Raw genomic sequence first — 16,468 nt, forward strand, 5'->3', positions numbered from 1 at the left:
AATAACAAGGAAGAAGAAAATGTCACTACGCCCTTTTATATTCACCCTCGGATTTATCGCCGTCTTTACCGTTGGTGTGTCACTCACTGGCTGCATTATTAATGTTAACGCCGCCGGCATGCCGGATTTAGACCATCAGCAACGTGAACTCACCCTCGATGCTCAAGACCTACAGGAGCTCGTCGCCGAAACGGGTGCGGGCAGCCTTGAGATCATAGGTGTCGAAGGCCTGACCCAAATTAAGTTAGTCGCAGATATCTATAGCAATGACGATAGCAAAGTGATTCTCACCCTTGAGAAAAAGGCCAATAAAGCCATGCTTAAGGCCGATTTTGAGCAGGAGAGTTTCAACGACTATTCACCCTATATCGAGCTTAAGCTGCAGGTGCCAATGGATCTCGCCTTAGATATAGATGACGGTTCTGGAGCCATCTTGATCAACGGTATGACTGCAAATATCAAAGTCAAAGACGGTTCCGGCGAGCTGGTTATTCAAGGCGGCAATAATGTCAGTATTGATGATGGCTCAGGGGCGATTGAGGTCAGCCAAGTGACCGGCAACCTAGCAATAGTGGATGGCTCAGGCAGTATTAAAGCCACTGATATTAAAGGCAATATCAATATCGATGATGGTTCAGGTGAAATTGAAGTCGCCAATGTGCAAAGCACAGTCACCATCAATGATGGCTCAGGCGATATAAATGTAGTGAACACTAAGGGCTTAACGATTCTCTCATCAGGCTCAGGTGATGTGACATTCGATAAAATTGATGGCCCAGTGAGTAAACACTAAGCCCGTTAGACCAACAGAGTTACCGCTCAACCAACTTCCCGGCGTAGAGACTGATGTTGCAGTACCCAACCAAATGTCAGTCTTCTACCCACCCCTTTTGCGTTACCGTTCCATGGACAATCTTATGCACTTTATGCCACTAACCCCTTGTAGTGGCATCTTTTTTTGGAAGGAATCTAGCTTTACAACATTAAACGTTTACTTAATAGTGGATTGATAGCTATGTTTAATAGCTGATTTATAAATAAAATCATTCAACAATTAAGCACTGTCATTCCAGTGACACGCCGTAAATATGTCCCTATAGGCTCGACGGCGGCATCCATGCCGCCAACGGTCACTTCCATGACAGTGCTTAATTCCGCGAGCTAAATCGTATTCTGTTAGCCTTAAAGAGCACATAAGGTGTGACGTGAAAACTGAACGAACATATATCTTTGAGCAAGTTTGGCACGAACCAATAGCTTATATATGTGCCTATTCAATCTTTACATAGCAAAATTTAGCAGTGGGTGTCTCGATAAACCAATAATTTGTTTGTTAAAACGACCTTACCCATAAAGGTGAACACTCTTTGTACCAGTGGTCTACTTGCATTAATTCATCTTTATCGTTGAAAAAGAAGCTAATACCCTCGATGATTACAGACGATGCAAATTTCTTATCGTCCCACGATTGGTGATTATATTGTTCTTTTGCTTTCTGGATACCCAATTTTGATTGTGCAATCTTTAAAAGTTCGCCTTTGGAAATAGAGCTGTTAACAAATTGAGATAAAACAAAATTATCACGCTTTAATCTAGAGTGAGCTTCAATAGTGTAACTGTGCTTTGCGAACCAAAAAATCAAGTAAATATTCAATATAAAACTGAGAAAAAACAACACCTTTAATAACACTTATGCCATCCCTAATTAGTAATTACAATGTTTTTTCGATGCTGATAAAACATATTACATTAACAATTTAGAGGGTCTATCCCTATGCTTCGCACATGTAAAAATCTTATAGGTTCAAAAATGTATTTTTTACCATTTATAATAATAGATGGTAACTGGACAGAGTAATCTTCCAATTTATACTCAATATCGCTCGAAAAAATACTTATTGATGCGCCAGAATTAAAGTACTTTTTACCAAATAATGTGTTATAACCAAAAAAGGTATTACCAGTTATCTTCGATGTTGGAATTACACTGAAATACCCATCATTCTTAGCTGACTCATCAGAATTAGCGTTTGGAATGTTCTCCGCCCGTGTAATCAATTCAGCTATCTTTACACTCCATGTTTTGTTTGTTGTATTGTCAGAAATTAAAATTTCATCGCTCGAAAATTGAAAATATGTTCCAGATGGAGCAATAATTGAAGCTGAAAAATGAAAATTCTTAAATCTCTCATTTTTTGCTGAACTCGAGCTAGATACTTCGAGTTCAACACCTTCACTAAGCGATATTGATATTTTATCCGAAGGGCCAGAACCTCCGCAGCCACTACTGTGTGTAACTCCTTCGCTATATATTGGCTTATAGTAATCTCTAACTACAGGCGCACACGAGACAGATATTATTGAAAGAGAAATTATAAATACACCTTTTTTTAAAAGCATATATGGCGCAAAATTTCCTTTGAAATATAATACCTTAGTACGCATGCGCGTTAACCTCATTAGACCAGTAAAAGTGCATATAGTTAATCACTTGTAATAAAATAAATTTATCAGCATTTCAATAAATACACCATCACGAAAACGACATTAAAACGAGCCAGCGATATTTTAACTCTTCTTTTAGCTGCTCAAATTTATCGAGACACCCTCTGTTAAATTTTCTCCGAAAGCTAACTCGATTTTCTTCAACGCCCCTCTGCGACTTCGCGGGGGAGATGAACTTCTGAACCTCCGATGCAGGCTGTTAATCCCACAAGAGTTTTGCCAGCCCTATCATTCCTGTAAGAAATTTAACAGTGGGTGTCTAGATAAACTGTTATAAAGGGATGTCATGAGCTTTCAGGGTGCATAGTATCGCATATGAATACTCCTTATCTGGCAGAGCTTCCTGTCCCAAGCTTTTTAAAGCGGCATTACGAAGAGTTTCATTGTTTGTTCTATAACAAGCATTAATAGCCAAGATAAACTTCTCAATGCGTTCTTGTCTCTGCTCAATCAGCTCTGGTCGATTTAATCCTAAATCTGTTATGGTCAATTCCCCACGCTCAGACCCATTCTTCGGGAACAGAACCCAGCCATGAAATACAATATGCGCTTCAGGATTTTCAGCATACGGGTCTATATACGGTGTATCTGCAATGTATTTATCGTGTTTATGTCCATTACAGATTTCGCAGGAATAGCCAAGATTCGACCAGACAAATTCTAGTTCTGGGAATTTATCAGCAGCTTTAGGCTTAATATGTTCAATATGAGCATGGTCTACGTGCGATATTTTTGATTCACAGTACATGCATTTACCAGAGGCAGCATTTCTCAATGCCTCCTTGTTGTTGGCGTGCTTATAATTCCCTTTTTCTAGTGCTCGTGGATTTGGACAATCAGGGCGTGTCAATTTGATCATTTCCAATCCTTCGATAATTTCAAAAGCGCGTCTGGGAAGTAGTCAGAAAGTCCTGCTTGGAATAGCTCATCCCTAAGACTCGCAAATTGAGCCTCAGGATTTTGAATATTTCTGTATTTTGAAAGAATTTTATCTAGTTCACTTTCTGCCCATATTGGCATTGTTACTGGAACGCCAAGCACACTGTTGAGAATGTGTGATGCAGTTTTAGCCTTGTTAACCATATCAAGCTCTTGGCTAACAACCCTATTTGACTCATTATATGAAAATGCATAAACGCTAGATTCTTTGACTGATCCAACGACAAGGGGACTATGAGTTGAAACTATGAATTGCGTGTTAGGAAATGCAGCTACAAGATCCGGAAGAATTCTTCGTTGCATTGATGGGTGAAGATGATTTTCAATTTCGTCAATTAGAACCACAAGCCCACCATCTTCCGAGCGCTCACAGTTATATATCTGCCACGACAAATCTATTAATGCACTAACTCCACCAGAAACGGCATCTAGCATGAAGTCACCGGATTCCGTCTCAAGAATAATTTCATAAGAACGAACAGCAACTTTTTTAAACCCTAAACTTTCTGGTAAAACTTTCTTTAGAACCAATTCGAAACCTAAAAAGTATTCACGCATTTCTTGGTCAGGAGTAATAAACTCGTTTCCAGAGCCGCTAATAGCCCAACTCAAAAGTGTTTCTTTTATGTAATAGTTTGACGATTGGGAATGCCCATTGTTATATCGTTGCAATGAGCTTTGCATTACCAAGTTGTAAGCCTCATCTTTTGTTCGCTTCCGCGTTGAAATGTGCGGAACTTGTTGGTAAAAGTACACAGGCCTGTGAGACGGAATATTGATACCCTTTAAATGCTGTGGGTTTGGAATTTGAAGATGGTATTGTGGGCCATCTTGTCGAGGAATCTGTAGCTCAGAACTGCCTTTATCATATTGAATTTCACCAATTTTTATGAGGTGCTCTGATTTCCGCCAAAAAATCTTGGGTATCCAACTAAATATTCCCGTGTCATCGTTCTTGGTCGGTGTAAATAGTTCAAGTCGATTCCATCCGAAGTGTCTGCTTAGGACTCCAAGAACCGTCGTTTTTCCAGAACCATTGGCTCCTGTTAGAATTGTCACCGAAGGATGAAATGTAATATTGATGCTCTCAAACTGCTTCCATGATCCGATTGAGATCGATTTGAATTTCATTTTTACTCCATTATTTTTTGTTCAATCTTGAACGGTATATTAAACAAAAAATTCCAATCACTCATTTTAAATAAAAAACATAATGTACTTTTGATTTGTCTTCAATCAACTCTTGCGAAAAGCGCTTATTTATGAGAGTTGGAGAGTTTCTTTAGACACCCACTATTGAATTCTGCTGTGAAACAACAAAATTGGAGCATATAGGGCTAAAAGAATACTCTGTGGTTAATTGGATTAAGCACTGACATGGAAGTGACCGTCCGTGACATGGATGTCACGGTCGAGCATACAGGGACGTACTTGCTGCGTGTCACTGAAATGACTGTGCTTAATCATTACACGCGTACACCAATGATTTAGCTCTTTTATATCGCACTACCTCTGTTCAGCAGATTCAATCAACGCCAATTTCTGAGCACGACCCAGTTTCTTAACCGCAATCTCACGCTTTAGAGCATCGCTGCGGGTGCCGACTTGTTCTTGATACATTAGCGTTAATGGCCCTTTGCCGCGCAGATATTTTGCCGCCTTGGGGCCATTGGATTGATGCTCATTAAAACGCCGCGTCACATCTGTAGTAATACCAGTATACAAGTGGCCATTGGCGCAGCGGATGAGATATAGATACCACATCGAGACTTGTTCTATCTCTGACGTCGCTCCTTGCTCCGAAGTAACAGCTTGCTCAGCTCCTAGCGCTTCTGGCTTGCTCGAAAGCAGAGCTTGGTTAACAGCAGGCGCTTGGCTAGCCCCTTGCGAGGGGCTAGCCGAGGGATGTGAATTTGAAGACTTAACGACTAAATCGGTCACCCGTTGGCGCCTACTTAGTCATGCCGAGCAGGCTTAAGAAGAAGGCATATTCTTGGGCGGTGTCTTGATACTGGCGGTAACGGCCACTCTTGCCGCCGTGGCCAGCATCCATATCGACGTTGAATAACAACACCTTATCGTCCAGTTTGTACCATTTATTTTGCACTTCACGCAGTTTCGCCACCCATTTGGCGGGCTCGAAATACTGCACCTGTGAATCATGTAAACCTGTGGTGACTAACAGATGGGGGTACTCATGGTCGGCGACATTGTCGTAGGGCGAGTAACTCAACATATAGTCGAAATAGGTCTTCTCGTTTGGATTACCCCACTCGTCATACTCATTGGTGGTGAGCGGAATCGACTCATCGAGCATGGTCGTGACCACATCCACAAAGGGCACATGGGCCGCGATGGCAAAGTATTTATCTGGCGCCATATTGGCAATCGCGCCCATTAACAGCCCGCCTGCACTGCCGCCCGAGGCCACCACTTTATTCTTGTCGCCATAACCTTGCTCGGTTAAGGCCGTGGTGACATCGATAAAGTCATTAAAAGTATTGTTTTTATTCAGTAACTTGCCCGCATCGTACCAAGGGCGGCCTAACATTTCGCTGCCGCGCACATGGGCGATGGCATATACAAAGCCGCGGTCGAGCAGACTTATAACCGACGAAGAAAAGTCAGGCTCTACGGTATAACCATATGAACCATAACCATATTGGTACAGAGGGTTAGTGCCGTCTTTCTTGAACTTATCCTTACGATACACCAAAGAAACCGGCACCTTAGCGCCATCGCGGGCGGTGACAAATAAACGTTCGGCGCGGTACTGACTAGCATCGAAACCGCCGAGCACTTGTTCCTGCTTAAGCAGATCGCGTCTATCTGGATTGCTTAAGTGGTACTCATAAATCGCCTCAGGCGTGGTCAGGCTCGAGTAGAAAATCCGTAACTTGTCGCTATCTTGCTGGGCGTTTACATCTAAGCCGAGCACATAGGCGGGTTCGTCGAAACTCAGCTCGAAGGGCTTTTGACCATTGAATGGCATCACTTTAATGCGCGTCAGGCCATTCTCACGGGTTTGAATAATCAGATGATCCTTCAGCACTAATTTGTCTTCAATCCGCGCATTGGGATTATGGGCAACCACCTCCTGCCATTTGGATTTATCGGCGGCTTCTTTTACCGCCACTTTCATTAAGCGGAAGTTAGTCGCCTGCCAGTTGGTCAGAATGTAATAACTGTCGCCCAGTTTAGAGATGCTGTATTCGTGACCTTCTTCCCGAGGTAATACTGGCTTAAACAGACTTAAAGCATCATTGGCATCCAGCACAGACACTTCACTGGTGGTGGTGTTCTCGTGGAATAGCACAATTTGCGATTCATCTAAGGTTTTGCCAAGGGCAATATAAAACGAGTCATCCTGCTCCTCATACACCAACACATCGCTCGATTGTGGCGTGCCCAACTCGTGGCGGTACACTTGATAGCCCAGCAGGGTTTGCAGATCTTTGGCGATATAAAACACATGGCGATTATCGTTAGCCCAAACCACTCGGCCTTCAGTATTTTCAAGCACATCGGTGATCATGTCGCCCGAGGCTAAGTCTTTAAAATAGATCTGATAAACCCTGCGACTTAACAGATCCTCACCAAAGGCCAACATGGTTTCATCCGGACTGACACTGGCACCGCCTAAGCCATAAAACTCATGGCCCTTAGCGCGCTCGTTCACGTCCAACATCACTTGCTCAACGCCATCGGCCCCCTTACGGCTGATCAGTGGATATTCGCTACCCTCTTGATACCTGTGGTAATAACTGTGCTGATGCCATTGGTATGGCACGCTGGACTCATCGGCAACCAGACGCTCGGTCAACTCTTTAAAAAGTCCATCCTGCAGCGGTTTGAGCGGTTTGAAATAGGCCTCTGTATAACGATTCTCAGCGTTAAGGTGAGCTAACACTTTAGGATCTTGGCGCTTATCGTCACGCATCCAATAATAATCATCGGTACGAGTCACGCCATGCAAAGTCATCACATGGGGAATTTTTTCCGCAACGGGGGCGGGAACTTGCCCTTTTTGAGCCGAACAACCGGATAACAGCATGGTGATTCCTAAAGTTAACAACAGAGAGCGCATTTATACGTCCTTGTGACGTCCATAATGACCATCGCACAGGACGATGGCGGTCAATTAGCTTATATGTTCAATATGATAGTGGGCTGGTGTGCCCTAGCGCAAACATTGAACATACTCAGCCGCCATTCTATTGCCATTCGATGCAAATAAGCGCAACATAACCGCGTTTTTAGGCCTAAACAGCCTTAAAACAAATTCTCAGGGCGGGGTGAAACTCCCCACCGGCGGTAAATTGGTACTGGCTAAGTGATGATATTACCGAGCCTTATCAAAAGCCCGCGAGCGCCCGAAAACACTTTCGGGGTCAGCAGATCTGGTGACTTAGGTTTTCTCGCCATGGTTAACGCCTAACGAGATCAGCCCTAATATTCCAGAGCCGACGGTAATGGACTGTGTGCTTTTATGGCAACAGTGCTGAGTCCGGATGGAAGAGAATGTAAGACAACACTAGGATGCAGGCACTATTAGCTTAAACTTTGCCATCATCCAAAATGTTAGCCTCATATTTTGCAATAACCTGACTTAGGTCATTGAGCTTAAAATGGGTATATTGCTACAGCTTAATCCTCTTCGTGGTAACGGCTGTATTTCTGCACGCCCTGATTCTGGATATTCCAATGTCGTATTTTTGAAGGATATTAACCATGAATCAGTCTTTACTTGCTCCTTTTGGTACTGCTATCGAACGCGTTGAAGCGGGTCTAAATGCCCTACGTCAAGGCCAAGGTGTATTGGTCGTCGATGACGAAGATAGGGAAAACGAAGGCGATTTAATTTTTGCCGCCGAGACACTGACCAATGCCCAAATGGCCATGCTCATTCGCGAATGTAGCGGTATCGTTTGTCTGTGTTTACCGGACGAAAAAGTCAAAGCCCTCGAACTGCCGCCCATGGTTGAGCACAACTCGAGCCAATATGGCACGGCGTTTACCGTGAGTATTGAAGCCAAAGTAGGCGTGACCACAGGTGTTTCAGCCGCCGACCGTGTGACGACAATTAAAACCGCGATTGCCGCTAATGCTAAACCCAGCGATTTAGCACGCCCTGGACATGTATATCCACTTCGCGCCCAACCGGGTGGCGTATTAACCCGTCGCGGCCATACCGAAGGGACTATCGATCTGATGCAACTGGCGGGCTTAACACCCGCAGGAGTGTTATGTGAAGTCACTAATCCCGATGGCACTATGGCGCGTTTACCCGAGATCATCGCCTTTGGTACCCAGCACAATATGCCAGTGCTGACGATCGAAGATATTGTTATTTATCGTAAAGCATTACTGGCGAAGGTAGGCTAACCCCCATAGCCCGATAAGAGGCAACGCTATACGCCCGTTATCCCCAAAGACGCTTGCAACCGCAGCGTCTTTTTTTATATTGCTTCGCCACCTAATTCGCAAAGGGCTCGCTGAGCAATATGCCGCTCCATATCACAGACAAGTGATCACTTTGTTTGATAGGTGAATAATACATAAACAAAAAGAATATCTTAGATACATATATAACAAACCGCTTAATTTCGTGACCTAGATTAGATATCCATAAACTAGGGGTCGCGGCACTTCTCTGTCTATGTTAAATATCCATAGCCAGTGTCTGGTCTTTTACCACTCAATACTGCATCAAGGCGAATGCCTTGATTTTTTATGTCTCCCGCCAGGCAAATGGAGTAGGAGTAAGTTTGCATGCCATCCACGCTACATCACCTCAGTCTGAAGCAGAAGCTCATTCTGTTTTCACTATTGCCATTGCTGATGATGAGCTTGTTTGTGCTTACACGTATGTATGTTCTTGCAAAGGAATACCACGCTGCGGCTCACAATCATCTGGCGATACAAACAACGGCACAAATTACTGAACTCCTCTATCAACTACATAACGAATACAGCCTAAGTTTCCAACCTCATCAAACGGCAAAATATCAAGATCAGACAGGGTTACTGCAGCAGCAACAGAGCACGACTAAGGCATTGGATGAGTTACTCAATGGGCCGTCTCTCATCGGCTTAATTGCCACCTTAGACAGTGACAGACTGGGGGCGACACAGTTGCAGGAACGGCTCGATGCACTACGGCTTTCGAGCCATAGACTCATATCGGCCCGTCTGGATGTGTTGAAACAATCTCCCCACGTTTTCATCAACTTATACAATCAACTTAGTGCCCAGCTATTGCAGCTGATCCAACTGCTACAACTGCAAACCAACGACATTAGCCAGTCCCGTGCCTATGCCGATTTATTAAGTCTACTTATGGTGCAGGAGCTTGCTGTCAAAGAACGCAGCGCCATTAATCGTATGCTTTTATCAAGCTCATTAAGCATCAATGATTATCGGAGCATAAGTACGATAATGTACGAATATGGCCAAGCCATTTTGCACGCGAGTAATGCCTCCATTTCAGATAAGCAATCACTTATCCGCCAAATACAAGCTTCACCAGAAAACCTACGAATACTCAATATCAGCCAACAGATTGAACAGCAGTTCCGTGTCAGCACTTTAGTGCAAAACATCAATGCCCATTTAGGCTTTGGCGGTTTGATCGATAGTTATCAGGACTATTTGCTCAGGGGCGATGCCACCTCACTGGATAAATTCAATCGGGCACTGACTGTTATCCAACTGAATCTCGACGAGCTAAATCATGAGATCCGCAATCAGCCAAGCTTGATACCCACAGTGAATGTTATCGAAGACAGCATTGACCAATACCAATTTTGCATGTCTAAGCTACAACAAATGCAGCACCAAAAACTGTCCCACGAAGAGATCACCGCCCTCGCCCATGTGAATGATACAGAGCTGAGTGGGGCGATAGAAAAACTCTTGATGCCACCCCATCCTGTGAGCAGTAAAGATTGGTGGTCGCTGACAACGGATCGCATCAATGAACTGCATGTCATCAGTAATGAGATCACTGAGTCTATGGCGCTGCAGAGCGAAACCCAGCAGAACAACGCCCTGACGCTTCTCGGCTTATACCTATTTTCCGTCTTTTTTACCGCCACCATCACACTCTGGCTGGGACGTAAGATCATTCGCAGCTTTATCGACAAAATCACTAAAATTGCCAACGACATGCAGCAGATGGCGGCCGATCCTCAGCTCAATATCAATATCAATGTTTCAGGTTCGGATGAACTCGGCCGCATGGCCCGTGCCATGAACCTGATGATTAGCGAGCGCCAAAAGGCTAACCATGCGCTAAATCGCGCCGCTGCCGTATTCAATTATTCCGCCGAAGGCATCATGGTGACGGATGCGGATAACCATATCGAACTGGTCAATCCCGCATTTAGCCAGATCACTGGCTACACTCTAGAAGAAGTTAAGGGCCGGAGCCCATCGATTTTAAGTTCGAAACGCCACCCCACTCACTACTACACCGCCATGTGGGAAGCGCTACAGAAAGAAGGTAAATGGGAAGGCGAGATCTGGAATAAACGCAAAGATGGCCAAGTGTATCCCGAGTATCTGGCTATTACCGTGGTGCGAAATGAACAGGGCGAAATAATCCAACATATTGGTTTATTTATGGATATCAGTAAGCGTAAGCAATATGAGCAGGATCTCTGGTATCAAGCAAACTTCGACGCGCTGACGGGGTTGCCTAACCGCAAACTATTTAATGAACGCCTACAGCACGAAATCCATGTTGCACAACACGATTCACGTAAGCTGGCAATCCTACTGATCGACTTAGATCAATTTAAGTACATTAATGATGTACAGGGCCATGCCACCGGCGATCTGTTACTGCAAGATGTGGCAAAACGCCTAGAAGGGATCATAGGTAAAACCGATTTTATCGCCCGCATCGGTGGGGACGAGTTTGTCCTCATATTGCCACGCCTAACGAACGAACTCGCCATCGAGCATATGGCAACTCGCATCATTGAAACCCTATCCACACCTTTTATCCTGAACGAACGGGAGATCCAGATCTCCACCAGCTTCGGTATTGGCGTGTATCCCGAAGATGGCCTCGACGTGAGTTCCCTCACCCGCAATACCGAAATGGCCATGTACCAAGCCAAAGATGCCGGACGAAACACCTTCAAATACTTTACCGCAGGTATGAATCAAACCATGTATGCTCGCATGGAACTGGAACAACGCCTGCGACGCGCCGTAGCGCAAAATGAATTTACCCTGCATTATCAACCCATAGTCGAGATGAAAACGGGCCAAGTGTGTAGTGTTGAGGCGCTTATCCGTTGGCAAGATCCTGATTTTGGCCTGATACCGCCGGATCAGTTTATCACTATCGCCGAAGAGACAGGGCTGATCGAACCTATGGGTGAATGGGTGCTCAATCAAGCGATGCACGACCTAAGGCAGTGGCAAAAAAGCGGCTTAAATATCAATGTCGCCATTAATGTTTCCAGTCGTCAATGTATCAATACCCGCGGCATGGGCTTCGAGCAAGTGCTGCAGGAATGCTTTAATCGCCACCATGTGAACCCGCGCAATGTGCATATTGAGATCACCGAAAGCATGTTGATGGGGGATGCAAGCCACTGCTTAAGTACCCTAGAAGCCATTCGCCATTTAGGCTCGCAAATCTATATCGATGATTTTGGTACTGGTTATTCCTCATTGAGTTATTTGAAAAAATTCCCTATCTCAGTGATCAAAATCGATCGTAGTTTTGTGGAAAATGCCTTAGATAACTGCCCTAACGCCAATCTGGTGAAAGCCATTGTAATGATGGGCCAAAGCCTTGAAATGGAACTCGTTGCCGAAGGCATAGAAACCGAGGCCCAATGGCATTTTCTGCAGGGATTAGGCTGCCATTTCGCCCAAGGCTATTTAATCTCGAAACCGCTGCCATTCGATGAGGTGACACCGTTACTCAAGGTAAAACTGCCCTTGTTTCTGCGCGAAAATCAACAAGATGAATGTGTAAACAGCTGATTTAATTGTAAAAGATGATGATAACATGCAGCCAGCCCTCAGCGGTTAGGCTGCTTGCCCTTGAAGAATTGTCACGAGATAAGCCCCATACAATACCAGCAACAAAACACCTCGCCTGCGTTCAATGGCACCTGTGCGTGTAGGGTAAGTGCACACCACGGCCATAAAACCGAACATCAATGTCATTGCGACTTCACGCCATGCAACTGTTATGGGATGAATGATGGCCGCGATTGCGATAACCAAAATTCCATTGAGGATATTGCTGCCAAGGATGGTTCCCAAGCCAATCTCGTCATGTCCGCGCAGCTTGGCAACGACAGTTGTCGCTAGCTCCGGTACGGATGTGCCCACCGCCACAATAGTGGCCCCGATAATAAATTCATCGAGACTAAAGGCAATCGCAATGCCTTTTGCGCCAGCAACAATGAGGTTACCGGCAGCAATAAGAAAGCCAAGGCCAATTGCGCACGAAAGAACAACCAGCCATCCCCTATGTTCCCCAAGAACCTCTCCCGCAGCGCTTCGTTGCTTTCGGACCTCGACAATGGTCGTGACCAACCAAGCGAGGAACATACTTAACAGCAAAAAACCATCGATTCTGGAAAGCACGCCATCAAGAAATAGCACACCCGTAATGACGGGGATCAACAACGCCACAGGAAAATCCCGCTTTACACTGTCACGGGGGCTTTGGATACCAGAAATGACCAGCGTAAGGGCAAGAATGAATGCCACGTTGACCACGTTACTTCCGAGGGCATCTCCAAGTGCAATTTGGGGTGTCCCAGCCAGAGCGGCATTGATTGAGACCGACAACTCAGGGCTTGAGGTGGCGAATGCGGCAACGGTTACCCCGATAATACCAGGTGAAATTCGCGCCCAATGGGCGAGGCCAACCGTGCCGCGCACAAACAGCTCCCCACCGATGGCGGCGCACACAAGGCCCAAAATCAAAACAGTGTAATGGTTCATTGCAACTCGAGTAGTGTTAGCAGCTCTTCAAGTTTTGCATAAACTTCTGTTTGTTGGTTCAAAATAGCAAATAGCGAACCCAAAAAAAGCAGCCTAGGCTGCTTCTTATCGGATAAGAGAGAGACTAAGCCTGCGGCTGACTTTGGCCATTCATAATGCTTTCGCCACCTTTAGAGGCTAACTTAGCTAAATCTTTATCAATAAAGAACAACGCCTTACCGTCCTCACCCACTAAACGGATCTTATCGACTATGGACTTAAACAGCTTTTCTTCTTCGTGCTGCTCGGCCACATACCATTGTAGGAAGTTGAAGGTGGAATAATCTTGATTAGAAAATGCGGCATGGGCCAACGCGTTGATTTGGCGAGTGATTAGTTGCTCATGCTCATAGGTCAACTCGAACAAGGCGAGTAAGGATGAAAACTGTGACTGTGGAGCCTCAATTGCGCCTAATAACGGCAAACCACCGGTTTCGCTCACATAAGTAAACAGGCGGCGCATATGGCCCATTTCTTCGTCCGCATGCTCACGCATAAACTTAGCTGCGCCTTCAAACCCTTGATCTTCACACCATGCGCTCATTTGCAGGTATAAATTAGAGGAGAAGAACTCCATATTAATTTGCTCATTCAACTTTTCGATCATGGCTGCTGACAGCATAGTAAACCCTCTTTGGCATTCGAACTGAAATCTTGATCCATTGTCATTAAGGGGGGCAAGAAAAGCAATAAAATTTACCTTTGGAAATTTAGCTAACTTAATGATTATTTGATAAAAACGATTTTCATTTGTTCATCGACTCGCGTTTAAGTTTGCGATTTTATGTTAAGGCAATTCAGCATAACGCTCCCGCTTTCTTAAACTCTGGCAGCAAAAAACGGATTGCCCATCACAGAAACTCGCATGCAGATCATGGCCATCGCCGATCACCGTGGCATAATAAGCCCAATGTTGCTATACAACTCACCGCATATAAGGAAGACCCGATGTCCGTAAAAGCCGATCCTTGTTCGCAACCTAGCCTAATGCATCCCGATCAAGCTATTCCCCTCTTGCTCGAACAAGTTAGCCCAATTTCAGACACCGAAGTTGTATTATTACCCCATGCCTTAGGTCGAGTGCTCGCCGAAAACTTGGCTTCCTGCATCGATCTGCCCCCCTTCGATAACTCATCAATGGACGGTTATGCTTTCCGTTTTGCTGACTTACAGCATCAGACAGAGCAAACGGCTTTACGCCTTATCGGCAGTTCCTTCGCCGGGCATGGGTTCGCAGGTGCCGCCCAAGCGAATACCTGCATACGGATCATGACGGGGGCCCCCGTTCCTGCGGGTTATGACACAGTGCAGATGCAAGAAGAGACCCAAGTTCAAGGTGAATTCATTCTTATCAATCACCCCAAGGGCAAAGGCGCCAATGTGCGTTGCCGTGGTGAAGAACTCACCCAGGGCACTCAAGTCCTCAATGCGGGGATCCAAATCGGTGCCGCCGAACTGGGTGTATTAGCCACCATAGGCGTTAGCCAAGTCAGGGTTTACCGCCAGCTTAAAGTTGCCTTTTTCTCTACCGGGGATGAACTACGCCCAGTCGGCAGCGAATTAGCGCCGGGGCAAATTTATGATTCTAACCGCTATTCAATCCAAGGCTTACTCAGCCGCGCCAATGTAGAGTGGTTGGATTTAGGGGTAGTTATCGACGATCCCGAGGCGATTCGCCAAGCGTTTCGCCAAGCCGCCAGCCAGTCAGATTTAGTGTTAACTTCGGGCGGTGTTTCGGTAGGCGAAGCGGATTTTACTAAGCAGATTCTCGATGAAGAAGGCCAAATTACCTTCTGGAAGCTCGCCATTAAACCGGGTAAACCCTTCGCCATGGGACGGATTGGCAAGGCGATATTCTGCGGCTTACCGGGTAACCCCGTCTCTTCCATGGTGACTTTTTATAAACTTGTTTGGCCAATATTGAATAAGATGCAGGGATTGACCCCTAAAGCGCCACTCATGCTGCCCGCCATCCTAACTACGCCAGTGCGTAAACAGCCCGGTCGAGTCGAGTATCAGCGCGGCATTTTATCCCGCAATTCACAGGGCGAATTGGAAGTAGCCATCACAGGTAGCCAAGGCTCGGGCATGTTGACCTCTATGAGCCTAGCAAACTGTTTTGTGTTGTTGGAGCAGTTCCAGGGTGACACGCTGGCTGGCACAAAAGTCACGGTTGAACCCTTTAACAGCGTACTCTGCTAAGGCCTCTTTATGAATGAACAACCTGATATTCTCAGCGACAGCGAGCTCACCCGCTACAGCCGCCAGATATCCATCAAGGCGATGGATATCGACGGCCAAGAGCGCTTAAAACTCGCCAAAGTGTTGATGATAGGTGCAGGTGGCTTAGGCTGCGCGGCGGGGCAATATCTGACGGTGGCAGGCATTGGCGAGTTAACTTTAGTGGATTTCGATACGGTCGAACTCTCTAATTTGCAGCGCCAAGTGCTGCATCAGGATGCCACTATCGGCCAAGCTAAGGTCGAGTCGGCCAAACTGAGCCTTAATCGGCTCAATCCTCACGTAAAAATCAATACGATCAATGCGGTACTCGATGACCATGAGATCGATACCTTAGTCGCCAGCCACAGCATCGTGGTCGATTGCACCGATAATGTCAGTGTGCGTGAGCAATTAAACCAGAGCTGTTTTAGGCACAAGATCCCGCTAGTCTCGGCCGCTGCAATTCGCATGGAAGGCATGATCACCGTCTTCGACTATCAAGCGCAAACACCTTGTTATCATTGCTTTAGTTCACTCTTTGGCGAACAGCAACTCAGCTGCGTCGAGTCCGGCATCCTCGCCCCAGTGGTCGGCATGGTCGGCTGCTTGCAAGCCGTCGAGGCCATTAAAGTCATCACGGGAATGGGAAAAACGCTCGCCGGACGGATTTTGATGATCGATGCCATGACCATGGAATTTCGTGAAATGAAACTCCCCAAACAACCCCACTGCAAGATCTGTAGTCAGTAACAAGGTATACTCGGCACGCTTTCAATAATTA

The 16,468-nt window shown here is 45.7% G+C and carries 12 protein-coding genes and 1 riboswitch; of the genes, 5 read left to right on the plus strand and 7 right to left on the minus strand.

What is annotated here, in order from left to right:
- The first annotated feature begins 19 nt into the window (after positions 1 to 19).
- Entirely contained in the window at positions 20 to 793 is a 774-nt protein-coding gene (locus SOHN41_RS18890; RefSeq protein WP_007652152.1) for a DUF4097 family beta strand repeat protein, read from the plus strand.
- A 956-nt stretch (positions 794 to 1,749) separates the two neighbouring features.
- Here SOHN41_RS18890 and SOHN41_RS18900 read toward each other — a convergent pair.
- The 5 genes from SOHN41_RS18900 to SOHN41_RS18920 all read right to left on the minus strand — a co-directional run bounded on the left by SOHN41_RS18900 (position 1,750) and on the right by SOHN41_RS18920 (position 7,531).
- Entirely contained in the window at positions 1,750 to 2,445 is a 696-nt protein-coding gene (locus SOHN41_RS18900; protein ID WP_007652153.1) for a hypothetical protein, read from the minus strand.
- Between the two features lie 331 nt (positions 2,446 to 2,776).
- On the minus strand, positions 2,777 to 3,364 hold the full coding sequence (locus SOHN41_RS18905) for an HNH endonuclease (protein WP_037459689.1): 588 nt from the start codon (positions 3,362 to 3,364) through the stop codon (positions 2,777 to 2,779).
- Positions 3,361 to 4,575 (minus strand): AAA family ATPase, encoded by a 1,215-nt coding sequence (locus SOHN41_RS18910; protein ID WP_007652154.1) that lies wholly within the window; start codon positions 4,573 to 4,575, stop codon positions 3,361 to 3,363. The genes SOHN41_RS18905 and SOHN41_RS18910 overlap by 4 nt, the downstream gene beginning before the upstream one ends.
- A 375-nt stretch (positions 4,576 to 4,950) precedes the next feature.
- Positions 4,951 to 5,385: a GIY-YIG nuclease family protein gene (locus SOHN41_RS19945; RefSeq protein ID WP_007652156.1), complete on the minus strand. Its 435-nt coding sequence runs from the start codon at positions 5,383 to 5,385 to the stop codon at positions 4,951 to 4,953.
- 10 nt (positions 5,386 to 5,395) lie between these two features.
- Positions 5,396 to 7,531, minus strand: coding sequence for a S9 family peptidase (locus SOHN41_RS18920; RefSeq protein WP_037459691.1), 2,136 nt, complete (start codon positions 7,529 to 7,531; stop codon positions 5,396 to 5,398).
- Between the two features lie 190 nt (positions 7,532 to 7,721).
- Positions 7,722 to 7,971, plus strand: a riboswitch (FMN riboswitch).
- Positions 7,972 to 8,175: 204 nt separating this feature from the next.
- Between SOHN41_RS18920 and ribB the strand changes: the two genes are divergently transcribed.
- Both ribB and SOHN41_RS18930 read left to right on the plus strand, forming a co-directional pair.
- Positions 8,176 to 8,829, plus strand: a complete 654-nt coding sequence (ribB, locus tag SOHN41_RS18925) for a 3,4-dihydroxy-2-butanone-4-phosphate synthase (RefSeq protein WP_007652160.1) — start codon at positions 8,176 to 8,178, stop codon at positions 8,827 to 8,829.
- A 387-nt stretch (positions 8,830 to 9,216) separates the two neighbouring features.
- Positions 9,217 to 12,450, plus strand: coding sequence for an EAL domain-containing protein (locus SOHN41_RS18930; protein WP_007652161.1), 3,234 nt, complete (start codon positions 9,217 to 9,219; stop codon positions 12,448 to 12,450).
- Between the two features lie 45 nt (positions 12,451 to 12,495).
- Here SOHN41_RS18930 and SOHN41_RS18935 read toward each other — a convergent pair whose 3' ends face one another.
- Positions 12,496 to 13,425 carry a sodium:calcium antiporter gene (locus tag SOHN41_RS18935; protein ID WP_037459693.1) on the minus strand — a complete coding sequence of 310 codons (930 nt, stop codon included), beginning with the start codon at positions 13,423 to 13,425 and terminating at the stop codon, positions 12,496 to 12,498.
- Between the two features lie 124 nt (positions 13,426 to 13,549).
- The gene (gene ftnA, locus SOHN41_RS18940; protein WP_007652174.1) at positions 13,550 to 14,086 is read right to left on the minus strand and encodes a non-heme ferritin; all 537 of its coding nucleotides are present in this window, start codon (positions 14,084 to 14,086) and stop codon (positions 13,550 to 13,552) included.
- A 326-nt stretch (positions 14,087 to 14,412) separates the two neighbouring features.
- Here ftnA and glp point away from each other — a divergent pair, with 326 nt between their 5' ends.
- Positions 14,413 to 15,666, plus strand: coding sequence for a gephyrin-like molybdotransferase Glp (gene glp / locus SOHN41_RS18945; RefSeq protein WP_007652176.1), 1,254 nt, complete (start codon positions 14,413 to 14,415; stop codon positions 15,664 to 15,666).
- A 9-nt stretch (positions 15,667 to 15,675) separates the two neighbouring features.
- Positions 15,676 to 16,437 carry a molybdopterin-synthase adenylyltransferase MoeB gene (moeB, locus tag SOHN41_RS18950; protein ID WP_007652178.1) on the plus strand — a complete coding sequence of 254 codons (762 nt, stop codon included), beginning with the start codon at positions 15,676 to 15,678 and terminating at the stop codon, positions 16,435 to 16,437.
- Positions 16,438 to 16,468 lie beyond the last annotated feature (31 nt).

Origin of the sequence: Shewanella sp. HN-41 (assembly GCF_000217915.1) — a bacterium.
Lineage (GTDB): Bacteria > Pseudomonadota > Gammaproteobacteria > Enterobacterales > Shewanellaceae > Shewanella.

Coding starts and splice junctions, on each gene's coding strand:
- SOHN41_RS18900 (WP_007652153.1), bottom strand. CDS start 2,445: ATGCGTACTAAGGTATTATATTTCAAAGGAAATTTTGCGCCATATATG.
- SOHN41_RS18890 (WP_007652152.1), top strand. CDS start 20: ATGTCACTACGCCCTTTTATATTCACCCTCGGATTTATCGCCGTCTTT.
- SOHN41_RS18935 (WP_037459693.1), bottom strand. CDS start 13,425: ATGAACCATTACACTGTTTTGATTTTGGGCCTTGTGTGCGCCGCCATC.
- SOHN41_RS18930 (WP_007652161.1), top strand. CDS start 9,217: ATGCCATCCACGCTACATCACCTCAGTCTGAAGCAGAAGCTCATTCTG.
- moeB (WP_007652178.1), top strand. CDS start 15,676: ATGAATGAACAACCTGATATTCTCAGCGACAGCGAGCTCACCCGCTAC.
- glp (WP_007652176.1), top strand. CDS start 14,413: ATGTCCGTAAAAGCCGATCCTTGTTCGCAACCTAGCCTAATGCATCCC.
- SOHN41_RS18910 (WP_007652154.1), bottom strand. CDS start 4,575: ATGAAATTCAAATCGATCTCAATCGGATCATGGAAGCAGTTTGAGAGC.
- SOHN41_RS18905 (WP_037459689.1), bottom strand. CDS start 3,364: ATGATCAAATTGACACGCCCTGATTGTCCAAATCCACGAGCACTAGAA.
- ribB (WP_007652160.1), top strand. CDS start 8,176: ATGAATCAGTCTTTACTTGCTCCTTTTGGTACTGCTATCGAACGCGTT.
- ftnA (WP_007652174.1), bottom strand. CDS start 14,086: ATGCTGTCAGCAGCCATGATCGAAAAGTTGAATGAGCAAATTAATATG.
- SOHN41_RS18920 (WP_037459691.1), bottom strand. CDS start 7,531: ATGCGCTCTCTGTTGTTAACTTTAGGAATCACCATGCTGTTATCCGGT.